This is a genomic window from Spirosoma terrae, assembly GCF_010435915.1.
GTDB lineage: Bacteria > Bacteroidota > Bacteroidia > Cytophagales > Spirosomataceae > Spirosoma > Spirosoma terrae.
Genome location: NZ_JAAFZH010000003.1, coordinates 121702 through 145801, shown reverse-complemented (window position 1 = coordinate 145801; position 24100 = coordinate 121702). Strand labels below are relative to the sequence as shown.

The following is a 24100-nucleotide window of genomic DNA, read 5'->3' as shown; positions in this document are numbered from 1 at the left end:
ACTTGTTTTTATTTGGAAACGATCATTTTTCGGGAAAGCGTACCATAATCGGTCTCAAGTCGGTAGACATACAGCCCCGCCGGAAGGTCGTGCATCGTTGTCTTTATGGTGTGCTGACCGGCTGAAAAGAGCTTATCGGCCAACACTTTAACCATTGCGCCAGCCAAGTTAATCAGTCGTAACGTAGCAAACGACGATTTAGGTAGACTAAACGTAATGTCCGTTGATTCATGAACGGGGTTCGGCGCATGGCTCAGCGTAAACGTAGCCATCAGCGAGGGATCTTCGGCAGCCGTAATCACGAATGGATCAGACATACTGGAACAGCCATTGATAGTAACCCGAACCACATAAATACCCGCTCCCGGTGCTATAGTCTGACTGGTTGCATTGGTAATCAGACTCCCATTCAAAAACCACTGATTGCCCGATGGGCTACTGGAAACCAGCCCATTTGTACTTAACGTAATGGCCGGTTTGGGCGGATTAACACCGGCTATTACGGCTGTTCCAGCCGATTGATCACTACTACAGCCGCTGGCGTTACGTACCGCAACGGTATACGTGCCGCTCTGGGTTGTGGAAATGCTGGCCGTTGTTTGCGGCAATAACGTACCGTCTTTATACCAGGCGTATTGACTATTACCTGCCGGAGCGGTTAACGTCAAAGACGCACCTGGGCAAACTGTCAAACTGCCGCTTGCGGTGATGGTTGGCGTGGGCGGAAACGTAAAACAGTTCGTATTTAACGCGGCCTTTATGGAAGCCCGATTACCACTTGCTACGGCAAAAGGCTTGCCCATATAGGTGGCTAACCCTTCCCGTACCGCTACTGGCGCATCGCCTTCGGCTCGCTTGGCCATGTAATCGTAATAGGACATTTCTTCAGCGGACAATAGCGTTTCAGACAATACAATAGTCGCCGATTTGAACTGTTTCTGGCTTTGGGAAACCGTGGGTGTACGCGAACCGGCTGCCGCCACTAAATTGGTAATAGAATACGTATTAAACGACGTTTTCGGGAAAACAGTACCGCTGGCAATAGCCGTGTTTATAGTCTGATCCTTAAAGATGATGGCGGGCGTGGTTACGTCGGATGCCGGTATCAATCCCATCAGATACAACTCCCATTGATTATAAGCCGGTGCTTCTGCGGCTGAAGCCCGATCGAGCCGATAGCCCGTTGCGGTTTCGGTGAAATTGTACGGGAACTGTCCTCCAGCTCCTGAGCCCTGAATACTGAGCCCCATTACGCCTGCCGCCAGGTTCGACACGGGCCAGTGCGGAACCCCATCTTTCAGGAACGTAGCCGATAGCTGGTTAATCCATTGATGCCCAATTTCATGAATATAGCCATTACTGGCTCCATCAAACAAGCTGGGTACTGGAAACACATTGTAGCCCAACAGCCGTCCTTTGCTACCATATTGCGCTGTATTGTTGAACAATGTCAGACCTATTCCCTGCACCGAATTGGCAATGTTACCATGAAATCGGTTGCCTACGTAACCAGGAACCAGTACATAATTAATGAAGTCGAAATCGTCGGGATGATATTTATAGAACTGTTGATTTAACGTTAACTTCTGATTATCGGGTGGCGTCGTCAGCGTTGACGGCACTACGATGTTGAATACATAATCGGTGTACTGTGTCGAATTATCAATCTTTTTAGGCTGAAGCAACGGCATGGAGCCAGTCAGTAGATTGATAAACGTATTGATCTGAACCACTTGGGTATTATTTTCCAACACGCGCGTATACCCCACAAAAGGCTCCGTCCAGCTACCCTTTGGCGGAGCAACAACGGCGGAATAAATACCATCATTGGCCTGTTTGTCGCCGTTGGTTCCTTTGTCATTGAGGGGTTGGGTGGCCTGCGTGGCATCCAGATATAAATTAACAGCCGATGGCGTTCCACTGACGGTTACTTCCACAAGTACATTCTGCGTACTGTTCTGCGCCACTACCGATGGGGTAAATGCGTAGCGAAGTGCATCCGTGGCCGTTGGCTTACCATGCTTCTGAACCATCGTTCCCAGATCGTTAAAACAAGCTGGTGGCGTTGCCTGGCCGAAGCCAAGGTGAACAACCAAACTGAATCCGGTAAAAAAAAGTAGCGATTTTACCATAAGCGAGAAAACGATCTATTAATGATCAATTGAACAGTAGCGAAATAAAACGTAAACCTTTTTTTGAAACACTCTACTTTCCAACACCAGTTCACTCTAAATCAACTGACTACGTACCAACTCCATGCCAAAAATGAAGAAACTATGCTGGTTGTTTTATGATTTACGCAGACAAATTAATTCGTATTGAGAAAGCAAATGCAGATGCCAGCCAAACAATGCTACGTTTGGCTAGCTGGCCAATCAGTCAAAATACTGTTTTTACGGGTAATCTTTACATCAATCTCATAAAACTATCTTTTACTTTGTGGCGTATATGATACAGACAATCAACCAAACCAACTTTTAGTCATGAAAAATCTGATTGCCGTTTTCAGTCTCTTGTTTGCCATGGTTTCGCTAGTGCAGGCACAGGACAAAAAGCCCGCAAGTCCAAAAGTAACCGTAGAAAGTCCAGACAAAAATATTAAAGTTGTCTATGGTCAGCCTTCTAAAAAAGGTCGGGTAATATTTGGACCGGACGGTTCATCAAGCCTGGAAAAATATGGTAAAGTATGGCGCACAGGTGCCAATGAAGCCACTGAAGTTACGTTCAAAACAGACGTAATGTTCGGCGGAAAAATGGTAAAAGCCGGCACGTATACGCTCTTTACCATTCCAGGTGAAAAAGAGTGGAGCGTACTGCTGAACAGCACATTAGGCCAGTGGGGTGCTTACGAGTATGACAAAATCAAAGGTAGCGACGTAGCGATGGTGAAAGTGCCCGTTTCAATGAATAAAACGCCTATTGAAAAACTGACCATTACGCCAGCCAATAATAGCATTGCCATTGCCTGGGATAACATGACGGTATCCGTTCCTGTGATGAAACACGGCTGATAATTATCCCTTTTTAGTAAAAAAACAGACTTGGTAACTAACCCGGCCCCGAAAAGGTTGGGTTAGTTTTTGATAAATTATTCAGGCATTTGCATCTTTTTTAGCGATAAAAGGGTCTTTCCTGCAACGAACAAATTAAAATTTTCGTAAAAAGTTAACAGACAACCATTTAAGTGTGTTAACTTGAAAAAAAATCCAGCTGTATTGAATGATGAAACGCTACCTTTCTTTTTTATTGCTAGGGCTGGTCGCCTTACCTGTTCTTGGGCAGGAAATGGCTGATTATTACCGGCTCCCTGATAAGCAGCAGCAACATCATCAATACGAACGATTGCTCGCCCGATACGGTGGCGCTTACACGCGCGACCGCTGGTATTTTTCGGTCAGTGGTTTTCTACGTACCGATCGCGCCCAGCTCGATAATTCGTTCAATGGTCTCATAGGAAGCGAATCCGTAACAAAACCCGGCTGGAGCGCCATGATTGGCTGGGCTTATCGCGAGCGTTGGGCCGTAGAAGCAGGCTATACGCGCTCCCCGATCCATTCAGAAATACTCGTTAATAGTGGATATCCTTATACATTTCGTTACAGCAACGATAAACAAGCGCTTGTTCTTCGCGGGAAACACATGATTTTATCGACGAGCGGCCCCTGGCGCCGATCAGGTTTCTGGCTAACGGGTGGCGTTTGGCTGGTACCAAACAGCGGTCAGGATAAGGGCAACTTCTCGCTGGCAGGATATGGTTTTCGTGACTGGCGTCGTGAGAAAGTTGATACATTGCGTCTGTCTGGTCAGACTGTTACCAATCGCCAACCTACTGCCATACTGGAAGCAGGAGTTGAATATAATGTCCGCCTTACCGACCGAATCGATATGGGTTTCTCAGTTCGTAAACTGTGGGGACTCGGCAATTCACTGACCAGCAACGTATCATACGTGATTAACGGCCGCGAAGCTCAGCAGGCTCAATTCCAGGGAATGGGTAGTGGGGTGAGTTATGGTGTTACGTTCCGATACACCTACGCAGCCCGCCGAATAATGCCTAATGTGCTTGATATTCAGGGCAAACACCGAATCCGGTAGGACTTATTAATTCGATTATCTAGGGTTAAGACTATACTAGTCTATCGAGATTAGGGATTGATCTTCAGGTAGTTGCCAGAAATTTTTTCATCTTTTTTGCACAAAAAATTTGCTTCGTACAAAAATACTTTTCACCTTTGCCCATGAACTTAGTAGACTGATCAATTGATCAGCCATTTATCATCATGACTATCACAACATCTCAACCGGCTGTTTCTTCCGCAACGCTAGCTTTCCGGTTACGAATGTGTCCCATGTCAATGCGGATGCAGGGTTGTTGTTGATCTACTACGTTTCCTTCCTGAAAGTCTAATCGCTACGTAGCGTTAGCATAATCCTTACTAAGCTCAACAACAAACGGCTCTACTGATGCCGACTCTACTTATCGATTTTTCATTTACACATTTATCCTATTAAGTATATAGGTTAAATATAATTAAAAACTTTAAACATCAATACTCATGACACTCGAATTTCAGAACGAACTAGGCGATTACCGGACAATAGTTAGCAAGCCCCGTAAAGCGAACGCTGATATACAACCACTTAAAACGGGCGATAAAGCTCCTTTTTTCAGTTTATCGGGTGGAGCTGGCGACTGGAAAGCATCGATCTTCAACTATCCAAAATCAGGGCCGAGTCAATCGTTGTCCTTACTCGATCTGGTTGCTGAAAAACCTGTGGTGATCAGCTTCTACTGCCCTTGCTGGGGTCGGTATGCTTCGCCTTATCTGGACTCTCTCATCCGGCTCAATGATGCCCTACAGCAGGTTGGCGCTGAGTTAGTCGTTTTGTCTATCGAATCGCCGAAAGCACTCGCCAAACAGGGCCGTAATCTGGATTTTCTGTTTGCACACGATGCTAATAGGGAAGTATCGCGTCAGTTTGGCGTTTACAATGAAGATAGTCCGGTATGGGATCGGGTATCTGGTATTTCGGACGAGGCATTTATTCCTGCTGTCTATGTTGTTGGGCCGGATCGTCAGATTGAGTACCACTTTCTGGATGAAAATTTCGATACACCTATCAACATAGACGAGATTGTATCGCACGTTTGGTCGCTGAATGAAACCGACCCAGGCTATATCAGCAAACCGATCGGCCAACTAAATGTGTATGCTCAGAGCTTCGTTGCCCTCTGGATACTAGGATTCCTGGCATCGAGCCTGCCTTTTATCAATTTCTAATAGTTCCTGATTCGACGTAATGAATTTGATGCGTAATGATTAACAGTAGACCAACCCTCAAAGTAACCGAATTTGAAAAGCTGCCCTTTGCCGAACAAGCGGCAATTATCTGGAAGAAAGGACAGCCAGTAGCCACACGCTACTTACCTGAATTTCGAATTCACCTGTATGCAGTAGGCAGACAATATATAGAAATGTGGGTATGTCGGCGTCGATTTATTGTTACGTTATTCCGAATCGTTTCCGATACAGAAGATCTGCTCGATTATGTAAGGGCCGACATGGCCAACAAAATCCCGGCAGGCAAGTCAAAATCGCCATCGAATAGCTATCGATAAGGCTGTTTTTGGGCATTATAACTGGAAAATATCAGCCAGGAACGTAGTCTGCATGAAACTACAGAAGACGTAAACCTTATTTTTGAGGACTTTATCCTCGTTCTACTGACTTTCCAAAAATCAACGACCAAAAACACATGAAAAATCTTGTTTGGTTGGCTATCACAGGGGCATACCTTGTCTGCTTCTGTAGCCACGCCCTGGCTCAGTCTGCTACGTCTGCCAGAACTATTGGCCCAGAAAAAGGTGCCTTGATAATTGTTGGTGGCGGTGCTATGGCCCCCGAACTCTGGAGCCGTTTTATTGAACTGGCCGGTGGCCCATCGAACGCCAATATTGTGATTATTCCAACGGCCGGTGAAGATTCGGCTGCCAGCAAAGCCCCCCGCGAAACTGAACGCCTGCAAAGTTTAGGTGTAAAGACTATAACCGTTCTCCACACCCGCGACCCTAAAGTTGCCAACCAGGAATCGTTTGTGTCCCCATTGAAAAAAGCAACGGGAATCTGGTTTGTTGGCGGGCGCCACTGGCGTTTGGCCGATTCGTATCTGAATACACTGGCCCACAAGGAATTCAACGCCTTACTGGAACGTGGTGGTGTCATTGGCGGTACGTCGGCCGGGGCAACGATTCAGGGGTCATTTATGGTTCGGGGCGACACAAAGGGTAATTCCATTATGATTGGTGATCATACGCAAGGCCTCGATTTTATCCACAACGTAACCATCGATCAGCACGTGCTACGTCGAAATCGGCAGTTCGATATGATCGACGTTATTAAATCCCATCCAGACTTATTAGGACTCGGCATTGACGAAGGAACTGCGATTGTGGTTCAGAAAAATACATTTGACGTAATCGGCGCTTCTTACGTAGCTGTTTATACAGCCGACCAGATCAACAATAATACCAAATATCCATCGGGCCAGAATAGTACTGGAGGTCCTTTTTATTTCCTTGGGAAAGGGCAAAAATTTGACTTACAAACACGCACTGTCATCAATCAGCCAGCAGCCCGTTCCAACGAACCCGCCAAGTAGGTTAAAGGGTGTTTGGGGTTTAGGGTTTATAGTCTCTTGTTTTTGGTTTATGAGTCAACAACGGCCGGGTTTCGGATTTGTAAGCAAGTCAGCCTGTCCGCGACTGTAAACCAGATTCAATGAGACGTATAACTAATTCATTTACCTAACAAAACCAGTCACAACATGAAATTTGAAACGCTTCAATTGCACGGCGGTCAGCAGATTGATCCAACTACCAATTCGCGTGCAGTACCGATTTATCAGACAACGTCTTATGCGTTCAACAATACCGAGCATGGCGCTAATCTGTTTGCGCTGAAAGAGTTCGGCAATATCTATACACGAATCATGAACCCAACCAGCGATGTGTTTGAGAAGCGTATCGCAGCGTTGGAAGGGGGAGTTGCCGCGCTGGCCGTTGCTTCTGGACATGCCGCTCAGTTTATTGCGATCAATAACATTACGACCGTCGGCGATAACTTCGTAACCACTACGTATCTATATGGAGGGTCGTACAACCAATTTAAAAATTCATTCAAAAACATTGGCGTTGAAGCCCGTTTTGCAGATGGCGACGACGTCAGCAGCTTCGAACGTCTGATCGATGACCGTACCAAATTCCTGTATCTGGAAACGATTGGTAATCCAGGTTTCAACGTTCCCGATTTTGACGCGTTTGCCCGACTCGCCGAAAAATATGACCTGCCGCTCATCGTCGATAATACGTTCGGTGCGGCTGGTGCGATCTGCCGCCCTTTCGATTACGGTGCTCACATCATCGTTGAGTCAGCGACTAAATGGATCGGCGGTCATGGTACGAGTATTGGCGGTGTCATTGTTGATTCCGGGAAATTTAACTGGGGTAATGGCAAGTACCCTCAATTTACGGACCCATCGCCCAGCTATCACGGTCTGGTCCTGAACGACGTATTCGGGGTTGGTGGACCATTCGGCAATATTCAGTTTATTATCCGGGCCCGTGTAGAAGGCCTGCGCGACTGGGGTCCATCGGCTAGCCCTTTCAATTCGTTCCTGCTGCTGCAAGGTTTGGAAACCCTGACGCTACGTATCGAACGGACAGCCGAAAATTCGCTGGCCCTGGCCCAGTGGCTTCAACAGCATCCAGAAGTGGCGTCGGTCAACTATTTAGGTTTAGAAAGCAGCCCGCACCACGAACTAGCCAAGAAATACCTAAAACGCGGATTCGGTGGTGTTCTCTCGTTTGAACTGAAAGGCGACAAAGCCCGCGCCGAAAAATTTGTCAACAGCCTCAAACTGGTGAGCCATCTGGCGAACGTAGGGGATTCGAAAACCCTGATTATCCATCCAGCCTCAACGACACACTCACAACTCAATGAGGAAGAACAATCGGGTGCTGGCGTAGCGCCAACAGCGTTACGTGTCTCGCTCGGCATTGAACATATCGACGATATTAAAGAAGACTTTGAGCAGGCGTTTGCTCAGTTGTAATAGTAGGTTTTGGGTTTATAGTTTATGGTCTAAGGTTTATGGTTATCACTACGTCAAAACGTACAGCCACCAGCCATAAACTGTAAACCTAAAACTATAAACCATTTTATGTTGAGCCGAACAGAGTACGATGCAGTTGTAATTGGGTCAGGCCCAAACGGATTAAGTGCTGCCATTACGTTACGCAGAGCGGGTTTATCGGTTTTAGTAGTCGAAGCTAAATCAACGATTGGCGGAGGTTTACGGTCGGCGGAGTTGACGCTGCCGGGCTTTGTGCATGATGTTTGTTCGGCAGTTCATCCATTAGCAGCCGGTTCTCCTTTTTTCAATAGTCTACCGCTGGCCGATCACGGTCTTGACTTTATTTACCCGCCACTGTCGGCAGCTCACCCATTCGATGGAGGTACTGCAGCGGCTCTGCGACACTCAATTGATGAAACGGCCCGCTCGGTTGGCGCCGATGAACAGGTCTATCGTCAGATTATGGAACCGCTGGTTCGCCACTGGCCTGCCATGGCAACCGACGTATTGGGCCCACTACGTATCCCAAAACACCCGCTGGACCTTGCTCAGTTTGGGTTAAACGCACTTCCGTCGGCCCAGCAGTTAGCCAAACGATTTACCACAAAGGAGGCTCGGGGATTGTTTGCCGGCATGGCTGCTCATTCCATACAGCCCCTGTCGAATCTGACCACATCGGCCATTGCTCTGGTTTTGATGGCAACCGGTCATCTACGCGGCTGGCCTGTTCCTAAAGGCGGCTCTCAGTCTATTGCCAATGCGTTGGCCTCGTATTTCCGATCAATCGGCGGTATCATCGAAACCGACAGGCCGATACAATCCATGCAACAGTTACCTTCTGCGAAAGTGGCAATCTTCGACGTAACGCCAAGGCAACTACTGGACATAGCCGGTGATCAATTTTCTTCGGGTATCGCCAATCGTTTCTATCGCTGGCAGTTGGAAAAGTATCGGTACGGCATGGGCGTGTTCAAAATCGACTGGGCTTTAGACGGCCCTATTCCGTTTACAGCGCCTGAATGTCGCTCGGCGGGTACTATCCATATCGGTGGTACGTTTGAGGAAATCGCCGAAGCAGAACAACGAACCTCAGCCGGTCAGCATCCCGACCGGCCCTTTGTTCTGGTCGCGCAACAGAGTCTTTTCGATGCCAGCCGTGCACCGGCGGGGAAACATACGGCCTGGGCTTATTGTCATGTACCGAATGGCTCCACCGTCGACAGAACAGAGGCCATCGAACGCCAGATTGAGCGCTTTGCTCCTGGTTTCCGGGATCTGATTCTGGCCCGGCACACTATGAATACGCAGCAGATGGAGGCTTACAATCCCAATTACATTGGGGGCGATATTAACGGAGGGATCATTGATATTGGTCAACTCTACACCCGTCCCGTCGTTACGTTATCACCCTATCAAACGTCGGCCCCCGGTATCTACCTCTGCTCCTCTTCTACCCCACCCGGCGGTGGTGTTCATGGTATGTGTGGTTATCACGCGGCCCGTGTTGCGCTGCGGGAAGGATTCGGGCTACCAACACCAATTTCGCTGGCCGGCGGTTAACCCACTAATGCCACACCTCACAGTAGTCGGCTGCAAACTGCCTGAACGGAATAGGCGGTCGGGCGAGTAAATGCTCTATATCACTGCTGGTTTCGGCGGCTTTCCCTAGTCGGACAGAGGAATACAAGGCCGATATGATCAGTACGTAATTAAGCGGGCGATGCTCAACCCGCCATTTCTGCCAGATAAATCGCAGCACAGACGGATTACGGTACTGAATAGGACGGCCCAAAATTGTTGTTAGCGTTTTGGCTATGTCGGTATAGGTCAACGCTTCGCCACCCGTCAACTCATAGCCTCGGTTAAAATACTCCGCGTTCTGGCTCGTCAGCGCCTGCGCTGCTACGGCTGCTACGTCGCGCACGTCCACAAAATTGATACGTCCTTTACCAGCCGGAACGAACAGCTCGTTCCGGAGTCGGATTTCGTCACGATGAAAACTACACAGGTTCTGCATGTAAAAACTGGGCCGCAGAAACGTAAACTCTAAACCAGCTTCCACAATCAGCTTTTCAATTTTGTAGTGCGGTGTAGTGGGCAGGTGCTCTACGCCCTGCATCGACAAAAACACAACGCGTCGAACATTAGCCTTTTTCATGGCGCTAACAAACGGTTTCATAAATCGATCTGCATCCGACAAATTGGGCGGACGTACCAACAGCACCCGATTTACGCCGGCCAGCGCCCTGTCGAACGTAGCGCTATCGGTAAAATCCAGCGGTACAACCTGGTCGGCTGCCGTAACGGGTAGCTCGCCAGTATGGGAGAGGTTACGAACACCAGCCACAATCTCGAAATGAGACTTATCCGGGTGTTTCGTCAGCTCGAGTAACGTTGCCGAACCCACATTGCCCGTTGCACCGGTAATTAGAATTCGTTCGTCTGCCACGTTTGTTCAGTAGATTTGTTGGATAAATAAGGAAATTCAACCGTTTTTAGCTTTTAGAACTACCAGCCATATCGGTTTGGCATCCAGGTGTAGAGCTATTAGTTTCTGTCCGACTATCAACGTTTAATCAACTAAATCCTGAATTCGAATGAAAGGTTTTAAGAGAAGTGCTTTCCTGATCAGCTTGCTGGCTATACAAACAGCTTTTGCCGATGTTCGGGTGTCTCACGTTTTCGGATCGCACATGGTTCTACAACGCCGAAAGCCCGTTCCGGTTTGGGGTTGGGCCGATGCGGGCGAAAAAGTGACGGTTACATTTAACAACCAGACCAAAACCGCAAAGGCCGGCAAAGATGGTAAATGGAAAGTGGTTCTCGATCCAATGGAAGCCGGAGGGCCTTATCAGTTATCAGTGGCGGGCAAAAAGAATACGGTTGCCTTTAATGACGTACTACTGGGCGAAGTCTGGGTATGTTCCGGTCAGTCGAATATGGAATGGCAGCTTCAGTCTTCGACCAACGCCAAAGAAGAAATCAAAGCTGCCAATTACCCTCAAATCCGGCATTTGCTGGTGAAGAAGGCCATCAGCTTAACCCCACAGGATGACATCGAAGGGAACTGGACGGTCTGTAGTCCAGAAACAGCGCCCTACTTTACGGCTGTTGGCTATTTTTTTGCACGTCAGCTTCAGAAAGAGCTTAACGTACCCATTGGCCTGATTAATTCGAGCTGGGGCGGTACGCATTCGGAAACCTGGACAAGCCGCGACGCGTTCAACCAGAACGACGAGTTTAAGCCCGCCATTAGCAAAATACCCGCTACGTACGAGGAAGTCATTGAAAAAGGCAAAGAACGTACCCGACTTCTACTGGAAAAACAACAGGGTGGTTTACCGACCACCGCTACCGAAGAATGGACCTGGTCGGATCCGTCGATCAATACGGATCAATGGAAGTACATGAACCAACCCGGCGACTGGGAATGGGGTGGTTTACCGACCCTCGACGGTGTTGTCTGGTTTCGTCGCGACATAACTATTCCCGAAGGAACCAACCTCAAGAAAATGACGCTGAATTTCGGTTCCGTTGACGATAGAGATTCAACCTTTGTTAACGGGCAATTTGTCGGTTCAGCCAAAGGGATGGCTGTTCGCTCCTACCCGATTCCGGAAGGTCTCTTAAAACCAGGACGTAACGTGATTGCGGTACGTGTTGTCGACGATGCGGGAGCGGGCGGCATCGTTGGTAAGCCTGAGCAGTTTAACTTATCAAACGATGGTACTACGATTCCGCTGGCCGGAAAATGGCAGTATCGGGTAGCTTCCGTTTTTCCGGGCTCCTTTAAACCAGGCCCCAATACGTATGCTACGCAGTTGTTCAATGCCATGATCTATCCGCTGATTCCGTATGCGATTGAAGGTGTAATCTGGTACCAGGGCGAATCGAATGCGGGCCGGGCTTATCAGTACAGAAAAGCATTTCCCATTATGATTCAGGATTGGCGGCAACGCTGGGGCACCGCTTTTCCTTTCTTATTTGTTCAGTTGGCCAGCTACAATTCGGCCAATGGCGATAGTCGGCGCGGCAGCAGTTGGGCCGAATTACGAGAAGCACAGACCATGACGCTGCAGCTCCCCAATACGGGCATGGCTGTTACGTCCGACATTGGTGAATCGAACGATATCCACCCAAAAAATAAGCTGGACGTTGGAAAACGGCTGGCTGCTGAAGCTATGCGGGTGGCTTATTCTGAATCGGCGAAAGGCGACGCATCGCTTGGGAATGCCTCGCGCGGGCCAATGTTTGAGAAGATGACGATCGATGGAAATCGGGCTATTATCAGCTTCCAGAATGCGGGTAGCGGCCTGATGGCAAAAGATAAGTATGGCTATCTGAAAGGCTTCGAAATTGCCGGATCAGATCAGAAATTCTATTACGCGAAAGCCGAGATTCAGGGCAATTCGGTCGTTGTCCATGCCGATTCCGTAGCCACGCCCGTAGCTGTACGCTATGGATGGGCCGACGATAACGGCGAGGTGAATTTGTATAATAAAGAATCATTCCCAGCCGTCCCCTTCCGAACCGATACGTGGAAAGGAATCACTGAAGCCGCAAAGTTTGATTGATAATCAGAACCGGGATTAAACGGATTAGGGGATCAAACAGATTTTGTTTTTGCTTCGAAGAAGCGCTCATAATTGAAACAAAATCTGTTTGATCCCCTAATCCGTTTAATCATGCGGGGCCGCCCGGCGACTCTAGTGCAGTTGATTGAATAATTCCTCTGAAGAAACGGGCTTCTGATAGGTTTGCTTAACTTCTCCATCTTTGCCGATGAGCCAACCGCTAAACTCGTCTGAAGGAATCAATTTATAATCGTGCATCAGAAACTGACGGTCTGGTTCCTGTAACTCAGAAGCTACAATGACAATAACATCCAGATCATGTTTAGCCAGGTCATCTTTTACTTCGATGAGCGCTTCCTGCTGCTCGATCAGATAATGCTGCGCATCATCACGACCATACAGAAGCAATACGTTCCGATGATCTTTTTTGTCGGCTAATATCGCTTTCAGCGACTTTTGTTGATTCGCTACGCTTTCCATAAAACGGGTGATTCCAAATTATAAAACAATTCGAAGTATCAACTAATGGCAACCTAGAGTGTTTAGAGGATAGATAGCAAACCTCTACTTGACCTACAACAAATCCTCTGACCGTTCCAGCATGAGAATCGATGCCTGTGGTACAATGACGTACTGCTCACCTTCGTATTGCAGCTCGATGGCGTTACGTTGTAAGTACAACGCTACGTCGCCCTCCTGCGCCTGCAGCGGCATGTATTTCACTTTTTCTTCCGTTTCCTTCCAAGGTTCATCATCCATCGGCGACGGAATTGGATAACCCGGCCCCACTTTTATGACGTAGCCCGATTGAACCTGTTCTTTTTCCTGCACAGTAGGCGGCAGATATAACCCGCTAACCGTACGGTCGGTAGGATCTTTCGGCTTAATCAGTACGCGATCGCCCACGACGATCAGGCGTGTCAGTTTGTTATCGGCGGTAATATTAACCATATCAGTTCGTAGTCAAGAATCTTTACTCATAAGAACGTATTGGCAAAAATCGGGCAGGAACGACAAAGCACGTCAAAATGACAGAATGACTACGTATGCCAAACGAGCCATCTCATGGAAAGATATACAGAACAAAATTAACATTCATCAGCCATCGATAAACTATCAGCTTTACGATAACACTCGCCAGTTAATACCAGATTGACGTATTAGACCAATAATTACTATCATTTATAGAATTAATATACTCCACTAATAAATATGAATAATTATTTACATATAATCCAATAAAAAATATTTTTAGTTATATATTGACAAATTCATTTCCTGTTTTTTACTTTCGCCTAATTCACCAAACCTTTCATTGTATGTACTTAAGACAAGCAAAAAAACTGCTCGCCGTGAGCGTGCTTTGGCTAGCCGTGGGCGTCAGTTGTAAAAGAGACGAGCCCTATGCCTGCCCTGATGGAAACTGCTGTTGGCCAGGGCTGGACTTTGAATTTGTCAAACGAGTCGAGGGGGGGCTCGCTGGTATAAGTGGGGATGGCTTTCTGTTTAAGGAAATTATAAGTGATGAACCTCCAGGGTGGGGGCCTTTCAGGGCAGCCATGATGTGCCCTGTTCAGGCTAGTGAAATAAGCAGCAACTATAAACCCAATTTGATCTATGTTATAGACGGTGCAAAATCCCGTTTAGCGGACTCGACCAATATGTATTCGTACCGGGTTTGGGGGACGATTTATGAAATGGTAAATGTGGATAAACTCGCTCCCGGTCCTATTTATACATTTCGACTGGATAGAGCCCAAAAAGTAAACTAAGTACACAAAAAACACCATTTGCACCATGAAACCATCGTTAGTTCACCTACTAGTTTATTACTTTATATTGGGGGGGGGGGTAACTAATTTAGTTGCTCAGCCCTATCAACCTAAATACCTTCGCGAGCAGAACAAAACATTCTTAGCCCTCACCACCAACGCTACGTCAGACGGCTGGCTCGATTTCAGGCCCGACGGTGAGGTCATCGATGCGGCCTCTTTCGCCACTCGCTTTGCCAAGGCCATCGGCATGGGCGAAGGCTACTCGCTTCAATTAGTGCGGGACCGAACCGATGTCAAAGAGACCCGTCACCAACATTACCAGCTTTACTACAAAAGCCTGCTGGTTGAGGGAGGTCACCTTACGCTCCACTCATGTAACGGACGACTTAGAGCGGCACATAGTCGTATTATCGACGGTTTAGATTTAGCCGTCGACAAAGCCATACCCGAGCAGAAAGCTTTGGAAATAGCTTTGACTGATAGAAAATTAACGCTTTCTGATGTACGAGAGCACCTGCCTAAAGGTGTACTGGTATTGGCCAATGTTGCTGGCGACTATGCCAAAGAAAATTATCGTCTAACCTACTATTTCGATATTTACGCGAACGGGAAAGACGTTGATCTTAAACAAATTCAGGAGCCAAGTCGTGTTTATGTCGATGCAACCACGGGGCAACTGCTGGCAAAAGTTCCATTGTTACAAAAGTGCTTTAACCCTGCTCACCACCATGAAAGCACTGAAACTAACACAAAAATGTCTTCTACAAGGACGCAGCCCAATTGGTTCCAGCCCGCTACCTTCAATTTGTTATATCCACGCAGTAACCTGTACCTACATTCGAAGTAGAACCAGCGCCTACTGGTGGCTTCCGATTAACCATGAGTACAAACATTCCGCAGGGATTAGAAACCCGTTTTGATCAAAACAATAATGCTGCTTTCGTATTAGCAAACACAGACCCCAATAATCCAAATGTGAATCCGGCCTGGGATGATCCGGAAATAACTAACCCTACACTTAATTGGGGAAACACCGCACAGGCGGCTACTACTGCTCATTGGGCCACCTGGCGAGCCTATCTATACTTCAAGAATCGGTTTAACATGAATGGCGTTAACGGAGCAGGCACCGTAGCGCGCGTTTTAATAAGTAACTCAATAGAACGAAATGCTGTATGGGCTTACAATTCCTCCGCTGCCAATAACAACATTATGGTAATTGGCCAAAATAACGGCAACTTTCTCTCGTCTGTCGACATTGTTGCGCACGAATACGGGCATGGAGTTTCCAACTATTTAATAGCGGGCTGGACACCTTCAGCTACAAATCCTGAACCGAGAGCGCTAAACGAAGGCTTTTCGGATATAATCGGTACAACCATCGAGCGAGAACTGTATCCAACTGGAGGCCCCAATGATATCTGGAATTATCGTATTGGTGAAGATGTCATGCTGCTGAGAGATATGGCAAATCCGCACAGTATTACAAATTTTGGTATATTTCCCAATCGCCCCTATCCACAAATTTATCAAGAGCCAAGCTTTTGGGATTTTAATAATCAGCAACATCACAATAGCACTGTTCTTTCGAAATGGTTTCATACCCTTACAACAGGCAACGGTCCCAATGGCAATATCACACCCATAAGCTTTGAGGATGCGATGAGCGTGGTGTATTGGGGGCTTGAAAACTATATCTACGGTGATTACAATTATCCTAATGCTGCCAACGCCCTTCGTATGGCAGCGGGAGCCTTGTTCGGCGAGTGCTCCCCGCAACAACGGGCCGTTGCTGCAGCCTGGGGTGCCGTGGGCCTACCAACAACCTATGTATGTAGCCCTGACTGCAACTTTGCCGCTACGTCGTTCACGCCCACTAGCGTAGCCTGCAATCAGGCCATCACACTCAATACAGGCTGTACAGTCGGAAGCTCAGGTTATTCAAACGGCTGGACCTGTCAGGGTGTCACGTATTCCTATAGTGGTCCTAATGTTCCCTATAATTCGAGCTATAGCACGAGTTTGAACGTAACGGCTCCTTCTACCTCAGGAAATTATCAGTATTCGCTGGCAATGTCGAAACCCAGTTCAGGCTGTTATACCCCAACGTATACATTCAACGTAAACGTAAACTGTGGCTCTACAGCCAATTGCAATTTCAGCAGCGGTCCACGCTACGTTGGTACCTGGAATGGGTTAAACGTACAAATCCGTCAGATTTCGGGCAAAAATGTATTGGTGACGGCCATTATTGGTGCATCGAACGATAAATACTATCCACGGGGCGATAACTTCTGGGGTAGCTTCAACCTTGATCCGGGTGCGGCTGGCTTGCAAAGCTGCCTCAATGCGGGAAGCACCGGTTGGGGTGGACTGAGCGCTCCGGGTACGATTGCTCCACCGGCTGGCTATTATCAGGGCACTGAGCCCGATGGCGCTGTTTTCTACGCCCAGAATGGCTCCAATCCGCCTAATCCCTGCGATATGAGCACCCCTCGTCATGTAGGTACCTGGAACGGCCTGAATGTTCAGATTCGTCAATTCCCCAACAATAAGCGAGGCCTGGTAACGGCTATTCCTGGCGCGTCAAACGACAAGTTTTATCCACGGGGCGATAATTTCTGGGATAATTTCACCAAAGTTGCTGGTGCCGACCAATACCGCCCCTGTCTAAACGCTGGCGATACGGGCTGGTGGGGCTTATCGTTCCCGAGTGGTATAACCCCTTCATCTGGTTATCAACAGGGAACCGAACCCGATGGGGCCGTATTCTTCTCAACCAACGGATTGAGAGTCGGCGTTGCAGAGCCAACCCTCGAAGACGTTTCGTTGGTAAAAATACGCCCCAACCCAGTGCAGCATGAGCTAACGGTGACGTTTTTACTTAAAGAAGCCGGTGACGTTCAGATTCGATTACTGGATTTACAAGGGCGCATCCAGCAGAATCACACCTACCAAGGAAATGCGGGCCAGAATGAGCGCGTGCTCAACGTAGCGTCTCTGCCTACGGGTACGTATGTGCTCGACGTGCTGCTGGAGCAGCAACGTATCGTACATAAAGTTCTGAAACAGTAAACGTAGATACGTTACGTTCGAAAGGTCTTTCTCTAACAGGGAAGACCTTTTTCATGAAAAACTACCAACCCACCATCTAAGGCACCGGGTCGTAGCCGTGTCCGCCCCACGGATGGCAGCGGCTTATTCGTTTGATACCGAGCCAACCGCCCCGAATAGGCCCGTGTTTCTGAATGGCTTCGATAGCGTATTGCGAACAAGTTGGCGTATAACGGCACGCATTCGGGAAATAAGGCGATATAGCGCCCTGATAAACCTTGACCAATCCAATCAGAAATGATTTCATCATGCGCCTATAACACGAAAAGGGTTAAAAACTTTCCCGCAATCTGTATCTTTGCCAGCCGTCGCTCGTTATTCATCGACGTTGATACTAATTCGTTATGCTGCAATACGTGATTTGGGATATCAATCCCGAAATTTTTCACATCGGTTCGTTCTCAGTACGTTGGTACGGACTGCTCTTCGCGATGGGTTTTTTGATCGGTATGCAGATCATGACCTACATTTTCAAGAAAGAAAACAAACCTGTTGCCGATACGGACACCCTGCTGATTTACATGGTTGTGGCTACCATTCTGGGGGCTAGAATCGGGCATTTCCTTTTCTATGAACCCGAAGTACTGCTCCATCGGCCACTGGACGTTATTATTCCGCCCTATAGTGGATTAGCCAGTCACGGTGCCACGATCGGTATTCTGACTGCACTCTGGCTGTATTCCCGCCGGAAAGGCAGTCAATTAACAAATCAAACCTTTCTTTGGGTCACCGACCGGATTGTTATTGCGGTGGCGCTCGGCGGTGCCAGTATCCGACTCGGCAATCTGATGAACTCCGAAATTGTGGGACGGCCCTCCGATGTACCCTGGGCTTTCATTTTCATGAATAATACCGAATACGCCAAAATTCCCCGTCATCCTGCTCAGTTGTATGAATCCCTTTCCTGTCTGGTTCTGTTCTTTTTCCTACTCTGGTTCTGGAATCGGCACAAAGAGCGTACCCCACGAGGCAGTATGCTGGGCATTTTCCTGATCTGGGTATTTACACTACGTTTCTTTTACGAATACCTGAAAGAAAATCAGGTGGCTTTTGAGGACAGCCTCCCCCTAAATGTTGGCCAGCTTCTGAGTATTCCCGCTGTTTTGCTCGGTATTTATTTCCTCGTTCGCAGCTATCGTATACCCATTCCACAAGCCGATTTTGAGGATAACCCGAAAGAACTAAAGTCGTAACGTAGCATTGTTTTATACACGTCAGAAGGGGCTCAACGGCCCCTTCTCCGTTTTTTTACCTATTTCAATTACGTTTACTCAAAAGATTGACGCTTGGTTTTCGAGAACACCGTTATTTGATAGCTGATACCAGAACCTAAGCGTTCAGTTGTCCATGCCAGATTTCAGTTCATGTGGTAAATGTGGTAAGGTCGGCCGAATGGCGACCGTTCTGGTATCCTTATCACCAAACTCTCACCAAGAATGTTAGCAAAAAAATACCTACTCTGCACTGGCCTGATCTGCGCCCTACTGTTCAGTAGCTGCGGCAGTAAAGAAGAGGAAGAGCAAAAAGATGAATCTTCCGTTTCCGCCCTTGGCGCCATGAAGGCAATGAAAGAAATGGCAGACCAGGCCGAAGAGCTGGAGAAAAATGGTCCTGTTGAAGCCGTTGATTTCCGAACACTGAAAGACATGCTACCCGCCGATGCCGGTGGACTTCCCCGTAAAGAGGCATCGGGTGAGAAAAACGGCACAGCGGGCCTGGTCATTTCTACAGCCACAGGCAACTATGCCAATACCGACAACAGCGAAACCATTGACTTAACCATTGTTGATGCGGGCGGCACTACTATGCTGATGGGTCTGGCAGCCTGGTCGGTGGTTGAGGTAGACAAGGAGACGGAAAACGGCTATGAGAAAACCGGGAAAATGGGCGACTATAAATCCTTCGAAAAGTACGACAACACCAGTAAAGATGGGGAACTGGCACTCCTTGTCAACAAGCGCTTCATTGTTACGGCCAAAGGACGAGGAGTGAGCATGGACAAATTGAAAGCGACGGTCGAAGATGTCGATTTACCGAAACTGGCCGGTTTGAAGTGATCGCTTATTTCTCCGTTCGTTCAGAAATATGCGGTGATACGTAATACGGATGCCATATCTCCAAGATATGGCATCCGTATTACGTATCACCGCATATAGATTGCTACACGGCTAACTCTACAGAAGGGTCCCAGTAACGTGTTTTAAAATCAACAACTTTGTCGTTTTTGACGGCAACCCCTTCATTTTCCAGGAGCCGCTGCATTACATCAGGCTCACCGAAAAAATGCTTTCCTGTCAGAACACCAATGCTGTTCACAACCCGATGCGCCGGTACATCGGGGCGATTATGACAACCGTTCATGGCCCAGCCAACCATCCGAGCGCCCGCTCGAAGGCTCAAATAACGGGCAATAGAACCATACGTAGTGACGCGTCCCGGCGGAATCAGGCGGACAACTTCGTATACTTCCTCAAAATAGTTACGTTGTTCCATACAGACGCCAGCCGAACGTAGCGTTAGGTTCAGAGAACTTACTATTCTTTCTCTTCAATGGCTTTGGTTAGTTTGGCGTACCATTCTTCGCCATAAGCCCGGATTAGTGCTTCCCGAACAAACTTATAGATTGGTACATTAAGCTGTTCGCCAAAATTGCAGGCCGGACTGCAAATAGGCCAACGATCGTAGTTGAGGGCATGGAACGATTCGTATTTCGTGACACGTATCGGATACAAATGGCAGGAAATTGGTTTCTTCCAATCTACTTTTCCGTCGTTATAGGCTTCCTCAATACCGCATTTCAGAACGCCTTTATCGTCCCAGATAGCATACACGCACTCGCGCCCGCCAACGGTTGTGGTTACGTACCCACCGTCGCCATCCGATTCGTAACCACCTTTTTGTTCAATAACCCGAATACCTTCGGGAGAAAGATACGGTTTGATATCGCCAAAAATCCGATCCAGAATAGCCGGTTCATCACCTTCGAGCGGGGCACCCATATCGCCCTCAACACAGCAGGCACCTTTGCACTTATCCAGATTACAGACGAAAAACTTTTCAGCAACATCATCGCTGATGCACGTATTGTCAATCAATATCATAGTTTTAGAAGCGGTTCTGTACCGCTATATCATATATCAACGCTATACCTATCGCGCAATGACGACTCGTCCCTTCATAGGCTTATCGTTAGGCGATAGTTTCAATACGTAAAGATACACGCCTGCCGGCAAAGGTTCGCCATTCTATCGGTCATCAAACGGACTGTCGTTTTAGCTGCGTATTCCAGCTTGACATAATTGCCCAATTTTTTACCCGTACGTCTTCAAAAGCAAAAGCCGACCCACGTGTGCGGATCGGCTTTTTAGAAATAATATAGAGCGTTTATTTCAGAATTTTGATCTTCTGACCTTCTTTAACCCCCACATCACTGAGGTTATTCCACTCCTGAATTTGCTCGACAGTGACACCGTATTGCTTCGAAATTCGGAACATGGTTTCTCCTTTCGCTACCGTATGATACGTTGCTGTACCCTGATTCGATGTTGATGCGCTGCCGGTACGGGTCGGCGCACTAGATGCCCCCGTTGCGGGCTTCACAATCAGTTGCTGTCCCGATTCCAATACGTTGCTGGTTGTCAAGTTGTTTAATGCCAGTAACTGGTCCACCGACAAGCCGTACATTTTTGAAATGCTGTAATACGTCTGACCCGGCTCGACCGTATGCGTTGAGCCAGAGTTCTTCGCTGAAGAACCCGACGTACTTTTCAGAGCGGCACCTTTGCTCACAGCTTCTGCCGACGGTTTAACCGGCTCAGGCAGTGGCTTCTCGGACGTAGCGGCAGGGCGGTTTTCACTTTTCACCACCGCCGGTTTTGCCGACGTAGTTGGTGGAGTCGATGGAATCGTCAATGAGCCGTCAGCTTGTTGTTCACGAGGGCCTTCGTAACCAGGGTCCGACTGAACAGACGGGCTCTTTTTAACGGGACGGCTGCTGGCATACGTATCGGCTGGCTTCGCTGCTTTCGTTGGCGTTACGTCCGACGAGCGTTCGGGAGTGGTAGCCACGGGCACGGTACGTGGTGCTTCCGACGCATCGGGCGTCCGAACGATAACAACCCGTTGTGAGCCTTCAGAAGAAGCCGGACGATTTGTGGTCGATGGAGTGCTTGGCGCCGGTATGTCAATCGACGGGCTGGTTGTTGTGCGTGTAGGTTCGGGAGCCGGGGCGGTGGCGGGTTCCGATGTGCCATCGTTAGGCGTAACGCCACCATCAACTAATTTAGGCTGGTATTTTTTCCGCTCTGATGCATTACGAGGAACATTGTCCATGCCAGTAACGGTACGATTTTGTCCATTCGAACCACGATCGGCAACCGTTGTTTCGGCGCGGGTTGATGGTGGTGTTGGCGTCTGGTCATACACGGGAGGGGTTGGCGAGTTAATGATCTCAACGGGTTTGTTGGCCGGACGACGTTCGCGCAGCCACATGACACGCCCAACCGTTAGCTTCTGCAAGCGATCCAAACGGTTATACCGCATCAGCTTTTTGAGTCGAATACCGTATCGCTGCGAAATGCTACGAGCCGTTTCATCCTGACGAACCGTATGAAAGGGCACCAGCGCTTTTTTCATTTTCTTGGCCAGATAATAAATGTCGCCGGTAATGACCGGGTCCCGTTCATTCATATCATTATACCGCAGAAAGCTCGACAGACTAATTTTAGCCTTACGCGCCAGGGAAGCACTGTTATCCCCCGCCTGCGCCTGAATACCCGGCAAACCGTTTATTTCGTATAGGACTGGTTCATTCTTACTGCTCAAGCCCGTTGTTACCCGACGTAGCACCGGAAATCCGACATCATTCTGAGCAAAATCAGGAGCCTTTTTGGGCGTACTTGTCGAGATTCTCTGACGAACATCATTGATCTGGTTATTCGCCACCGGAACGGCCATTACGTATGCCTTATCCGTCGGAACAGCCTCGCCTAATATCCAGCGGTTGTACTTCCGCAGTTCAAACTCATCGACTCCCAACTCTTCGGCAATATTTTTTACGCTTTTTCCACCACCATTGGCGTACTCGATCAAGGCAAACTGATTGTTGGTCTGGTGAAATTTCAGCGCACTTTCGATAGCTACTTTATGCGCAAAGAACCGGAGTATGTACCGGTCTGTCCGACCATCCAGGGCTACTTCCCGCGCGTATGACCAATCGGGTGGAATTAGCTTGGCGATGCCACCAGCGCCCAGATAATACGAATACAGCGAAGCAACCCAGTTATTAAACTGGCTATTACTCTTTTTCAGGTATTTGGCAGCGCCATGCGTTGACGCCGAAATACTTTTGCGTTCGTCAATTTCATTATCGACCCGTAGACCATGCCCCAGCGCCGTTTCCTGCTTAAACTGCCAATAACCCACTGCTGCCGACGACGACACGGCATCGGGCGTTAACGAGCTTTCCTGTACGGCCAGATATTTAAAATCCGTTGGCACATCTTCATCAATAAGAATGGCTTCAATCATCGGGAAATACAACACAACCCGATCTAATTTAGCCACCCAATACTGTCGGTTAGCCAGCAACGCATTTACATCCTGTTGAACAAGACGCCGGGCATCCGGATCTAAACGAACCGATATATCAGCAAACGTTAACTGTTCCGGAACGACCGGCACCGACGTTTGCGCCGACGCCACGAGGCTGAATAAGGTAATTAATAAGGTTAGAGAGTACGTCAATCTTTTCATAAATCGTACCGCTACGGCGGCCCGTTTTGTCAATCGTCATTCAGCGTTTACGTATCATCATAATTCCGTCTCGGACGGGCAACAGCACATTCTCTACGCGCGGATCATCCTGGACTTTCTGATTAAAAGCCAATACAGCAGGCGTATCGTGGTCCGATGGCTTCACGTGTTCAATAACCTTGCCACTCCACAACACATTATCGGCCAGTATAAAACCGCCCGGCCGGATCTTGTCAATGATCAAATCAAAATACAGCGAATTGTTCCGTTTATCGGCGTCTATAAATACCAGATCGAAGGTTTCATCGAAGGTCGGAATAATATCGGCGGCCAGTCCAAGCCGAAAATCGATTTTGGTTTTCAGGGGCGACTGATTCCAGTATGAACGGGCAAAACCTTCCAGTTCTTCGTTCTGGTCGATGGTAATGAGCAAACCATCGTCGGTGAGACCTTCTGCCAGACACAAAGCCGAGTAACCTGTATACGTACCAATTTCAAGAATACGCCGGGGGCGGACCATCCACGACAGCATCGATAGAAAACGGCCCTGCATATGCCCCGACAACATTCGGGGCGCCATAATGTGAGCGCGGGTGTTTCGATTGAGACCACGTAGCAAATCGCTCTCTGGCGACGTATGAGCTTCTGCGTAGGCGGTAAGATCAGGGGGCAAAAAATCCATTCGACAGACTCAGCTATGTTTTTTCGATTAGCGATGTAACATAACCAATGGGCTGGTTTAAGTAAAAG

At 48.2% G+C, this 24100-nt stretch carries 22 protein-coding genes; 13 read left to right on the top strand and 9 right to left on the bottom strand.

Translation table 11 applies throughout. The features are described from left to right. Positions 1 to 8 precede the first annotated feature (8 nt). On the bottom strand, positions 9 to 2132 hold the full coding sequence (locus GK108_RS08570; protein ID WP_163945900.1) for a T9SS type A sorting domain-containing protein: 2124 nt from the start codon (positions 2130 to 2132) through the stop codon (positions 9 to 11). Between the two features lie 351 nt (positions 2133 to 2483). Here GK108_RS08570 and GK108_RS08565 point away from each other — a divergent pair, with 351 nt between their 5' ends. From GK108_RS08565 to GK108_RS08535, 7 genes are all read left to right on the top strand, one after another. Beyond that, positions 2484 to 3011 (top strand): DUF2911 domain-containing protein, encoded by a 528-nt coding sequence (locus GK108_RS08565; RefSeq protein ID WP_163945895.1) that lies wholly within the window; start codon positions 2484 to 2486, stop codon positions 3009 to 3011. Positions 3012 to 3219: 208 nt separating this feature from the next. Next, on the top strand, positions 3220 to 4095 hold the full coding sequence (locus GK108_RS08560; protein WP_163945891.1) for a hypothetical protein: 876 nt from the start codon (positions 3220 to 3222) through the stop codon (positions 4093 to 4095). Positions 4096 to 4556: 461 nt separating this feature from the next. Continuing rightward, entirely contained in the window at positions 4557 to 5282 is a 726-nt protein-coding gene (locus GK108_RS08555; RefSeq protein WP_163945887.1) for a redoxin domain-containing protein, read from the top strand. A 35-nt stretch (positions 5283 to 5317) separates the two neighbouring features. Then, on the top strand, positions 5318 to 5620 hold the full coding sequence (locus GK108_RS08550) for a hypothetical protein (protein ID WP_163945882.1): 303 nt from the start codon (positions 5318 to 5320) through the stop codon (positions 5618 to 5620). Positions 5621 to 5757: 137 nt separating this feature from the next. Next, complete coding sequence (locus GK108_RS08545) at positions 5758 to 6660, top strand: cyanophycinase (RefSeq protein WP_163945877.1); 903 nt, start codon at positions 5758 to 5760, stop codon at positions 6658 to 6660. Between the two features lie 165 nt (positions 6661 to 6825). Beyond that, on the top strand, positions 6826 to 8112 hold the full coding sequence (locus tag GK108_RS08540) for an O-acetylhomoserine aminocarboxypropyltransferase/cysteine synthase family protein (RefSeq protein WP_163945874.1): 1287 nt from the start codon (positions 6826 to 6828) through the stop codon (positions 8110 to 8112). A gap of 108 nt (positions 8113 to 8220) precedes the next feature. Then, positions 8221 to 9693, top strand: coding sequence for a phytoene desaturase family protein (locus GK108_RS08535; RefSeq protein ID WP_163945870.1), 1473 nt, complete (start codon positions 8221 to 8223; stop codon positions 9691 to 9693). Positions 9694 to 9697: 4 nt separating this feature from the next. Here the strand turns inward: GK108_RS08535 and GK108_RS08530 are convergent, their stop codons facing one another. Further along, positions 9698 to 10582: an SDR family oxidoreductase gene (locus GK108_RS08530; RefSeq protein WP_163945868.1), complete on the bottom strand. Its 885-nt coding sequence runs from the start codon at positions 10580 to 10582 to the stop codon at positions 9698 to 9700. A 148-nt stretch (positions 10583 to 10730) separates the two neighbouring features. On the opposite strand from GK108_RS08530, the gene GK108_RS08525 reads away from it, so the two are divergent. Next, positions 10731 to 12707 carry a sialate O-acetylesterase gene (locus tag GK108_RS08525; protein WP_163945866.1) on the top strand — a complete coding sequence of 659 codons (1977 nt, stop codon included), beginning with the start codon at positions 10731 to 10733 and terminating at the stop codon, positions 12705 to 12707. A gap of 132 nt (positions 12708 to 12839) precedes the next feature. On the opposite strand, the gene GK108_RS08520 is transcribed toward GK108_RS08525, so the two are convergent. Then, a complete protein-coding gene (locus GK108_RS08520) occupies positions 12840 to 13187 on the bottom strand; it encodes a DUF4174 domain-containing protein (RefSeq protein ID WP_163945862.1) in 348 nt (115 codons plus the stop codon). Positions 13188 to 13280: 93 nt separating this feature from the next. After that, positions 13281 to 13658 carry a co-chaperone GroES gene (locus tag GK108_RS08515; protein ID WP_163945858.1) on the bottom strand — a complete coding sequence of 126 codons (378 nt, stop codon included), beginning with the start codon at positions 13656 to 13658 and terminating at the stop codon, positions 13281 to 13283. A gap of 368 nt (positions 13659 to 14026) precedes the next feature. Between GK108_RS08515 and GK108_RS08510 the strand changes: the two genes are divergently transcribed. From GK108_RS08510 to GK108_RS08500, 3 genes are read left to right on the top strand one after another with little or no spacing between them, the layout of a single operon-like run. Beyond that, positions 14027 to 14479 (top strand): hypothetical protein, encoded by a 453-nt coding sequence (locus tag GK108_RS08510; RefSeq protein ID WP_163945853.1) that lies wholly within the window; start codon positions 14027 to 14029, stop codon positions 14477 to 14479. A gap of 25 nt (positions 14480 to 14504) precedes the next feature. Next, a complete protein-coding gene (locus GK108_RS08505) occupies positions 14505 to 15329 on the top strand; it encodes a hypothetical protein (RefSeq protein ID WP_163945849.1) in 825 nt (274 codons plus the stop codon). Between the two features lie 32 nt (positions 15330 to 15361). Next, positions 15362 to 17557 carry a M4 family metallopeptidase gene (locus GK108_RS08500; protein WP_163945846.1) on the top strand — a complete coding sequence of 732 codons (2196 nt, stop codon included), beginning with the start codon at positions 15362 to 15364 and terminating at the stop codon, positions 17555 to 17557. A gap of 76 nt (positions 17558 to 17633) precedes the next feature. Here GK108_RS08500 and yidD read toward each other — a convergent pair whose 3' ends face one another. Next, positions 17634 to 17843 carry a membrane protein insertion efficiency factor YidD gene (gene yidD / locus GK108_RS08495; protein WP_163946918.1) on the bottom strand — a complete coding sequence of 70 codons (210 nt, stop codon included), beginning with the start codon at positions 17841 to 17843 and terminating at the stop codon, positions 17634 to 17636. Positions 17844 to 17940: 97 nt separating this feature from the next. Between yidD and lgt the strand changes: the two genes are divergently transcribed. Continuing rightward, the gene (lgt, locus tag GK108_RS08490) at positions 17941 to 18789 is read left to right on the top strand and encodes a prolipoprotein diacylglyceryl transferase (RefSeq protein WP_163945827.1); all 849 of its coding nucleotides are present in this window, start codon (positions 17941 to 17943) and stop codon (positions 18787 to 18789) included. Positions 18790 to 19032: 243 nt separating this feature from the next. Next, on the top strand, positions 19033 to 19653 hold the full coding sequence (locus GK108_RS08485) for a transposase (RefSeq protein ID WP_163945820.1): 621 nt from the start codon (positions 19033 to 19035) through the stop codon (positions 19651 to 19653). A 103-nt stretch (positions 19654 to 19756) separates the two neighbouring features. On the opposite strand, the gene GK108_RS08480 is transcribed toward GK108_RS08485, so the two are convergent. The 4 genes from GK108_RS08480 to GK108_RS08465 form a co-directional block, all read right to left on the bottom strand. After that, entirely contained in the window at positions 19757 to 20089 is a 333-nt protein-coding gene (locus tag GK108_RS08480; RefSeq protein ID WP_163945816.1) for an MGMT family protein, read from the bottom strand. 41 nt (positions 20090 to 20130) lie between these two features. After that, a complete protein-coding gene (locus tag GK108_RS08475; RefSeq protein WP_163945812.1) occupies positions 20131 to 20697 on the bottom strand; it encodes a DUF3109 family protein in 567 nt (188 codons plus the stop codon). 283 nt (positions 20698 to 20980) lie between these two features. Next, positions 20981 to 23350, bottom strand: coding sequence for a LysM peptidoglycan-binding domain-containing protein (locus tag GK108_RS08470; RefSeq protein ID WP_163945809.1), 2370 nt, complete (start codon positions 23348 to 23350; stop codon positions 20981 to 20983). A 40-nt stretch (positions 23351 to 23390) separates the two neighbouring features. Next, positions 23391 to 24032, bottom strand: a complete 642-nt coding sequence (locus GK108_RS08465) for an O-methyltransferase (protein WP_163945807.1) — start codon at positions 24030 to 24032, stop codon at positions 23391 to 23393. Positions 24033 to 24100: the final 68 nt, after the last annotated feature.

What these genes read in the sequence shown, in the direction of transcription:
- GK108_RS08570 (WP_163945900.1), bottom strand. Translation starts at nt 2,132, where the DNA reads ATGGTAAAATCGCTACTTTTTTTTACCGGATTCAGTTTGGTTGTTCAC.
- GK108_RS08565 (WP_163945895.1), top strand. Translation starts at nt 2,484, where the DNA reads ATGAAAAATCTGATTGCCGTTTTCAGTCTCTTGTTTGCCATGGTTTCG.
- GK108_RS08560 (WP_163945891.1), top strand. Translation starts at nt 3,220, where the DNA reads ATGATGAAACGCTACCTTTCTTTTTTATTGCTAGGGCTGGTCGCCTTA.
- GK108_RS08555 (WP_163945887.1), top strand. Translation starts at nt 4,557, where the DNA reads ATGACACTCGAATTTCAGAACGAACTAGGCGATTACCGGACAATAGTT.
- GK108_RS08550 (WP_163945882.1), top strand. Translation starts at nt 5,318, where the DNA reads ATGATTAACAGTAGACCAACCCTCAAAGTAACCGAATTTGAAAAGCTG.
- GK108_RS08545 (WP_163945877.1), top strand. Translation starts at nt 5,758, where the DNA reads ATGAAAAATCTTGTTTGGTTGGCTATCACAGGGGCATACCTTGTCTGC.
- GK108_RS08540 (WP_163945874.1), top strand. Translation starts at nt 6,826, where the DNA reads ATGAAATTTGAAACGCTTCAATTGCACGGCGGTCAGCAGATTGATCCA.
- GK108_RS08535 (WP_163945870.1), top strand. Translation starts at nt 8,221, where the DNA reads ATGTTGAGCCGAACAGAGTACGATGCAGTTGTAATTGGGTCAGGCCCA.
- GK108_RS08525 (WP_163945866.1), top strand. Translation starts at nt 10,731, where the DNA reads ATGAAAGGTTTTAAGAGAAGTGCTTTCCTGATCAGCTTGCTGGCTATA.
- GK108_RS08520 (WP_163945862.1), bottom strand. Translation starts at nt 13,187, where the DNA reads ATGGAAAGCGTAGCGAATCAACAAAAGTCGCTGAAAGCGATATTAGCC.
- GK108_RS08515 (WP_163945858.1), bottom strand. Translation starts at nt 13,658, where the DNA reads ATGGTTAATATTACCGCCGATAACAAACTGACACGCCTGATCGTCGTG.
- GK108_RS08510 (WP_163945853.1), top strand. Translation starts at nt 14,027, where the DNA reads ATGTACTTAAGACAAGCAAAAAAACTGCTCGCCGTGAGCGTGCTTTGG.
- GK108_RS08505 (WP_163945849.1), top strand. Translation starts at nt 14,505, where the DNA reads ATGAAACCATCGTTAGTTCACCTACTAGTTTATTACTTTATATTGGGG.
- GK108_RS08500 (WP_163945846.1), top strand. Translation starts at nt 15,362, where the DNA reads ATGAGTACAAACATTCCGCAGGGATTAGAAACCCGTTTTGATCAAAAC.
- yidD (WP_163946918.1), bottom strand. Translation starts at nt 17,843, where the DNA reads ATGAAATCATTTCTGATTGGATTGGTCAAGGTTTATCAGGGCGCTATA.
- lgt (WP_163945827.1), top strand. Translation starts at nt 17,941, where the DNA reads ATGCTGCAATACGTGATTTGGGATATCAATCCCGAAATTTTTCACATC.
- GK108_RS08485 (WP_163945820.1), top strand. Translation starts at nt 19,033, where the DNA reads ATGTTAGCAAAAAAATACCTACTCTGCACTGGCCTGATCTGCGCCCTA.
- GK108_RS08480 (WP_163945816.1), bottom strand. Translation starts at nt 20,089, where the DNA reads ATGGAACAACGTAACTATTTTGAGGAAGTATACGAAGTTGTCCGCCTG.
- GK108_RS08475 (WP_163945812.1), bottom strand. Translation starts at nt 20,697, where the DNA reads ATGATATTGATTGACAATACGTGCATCAGCGATGATGTTGCTGAAAAG.
- GK108_RS08470 (WP_163945809.1), bottom strand. Translation starts at nt 23,350, where the DNA reads ATGAAAAGATTGACGTACTCTCTAACCTTATTAATTACCTTATTCAGC.
- GK108_RS08465 (WP_163945807.1), bottom strand. Translation starts at nt 24,032, where the DNA reads ATGGATTTTTTGCCCCCTGATCTTACCGCCTACGCAGAAGCTCATACG.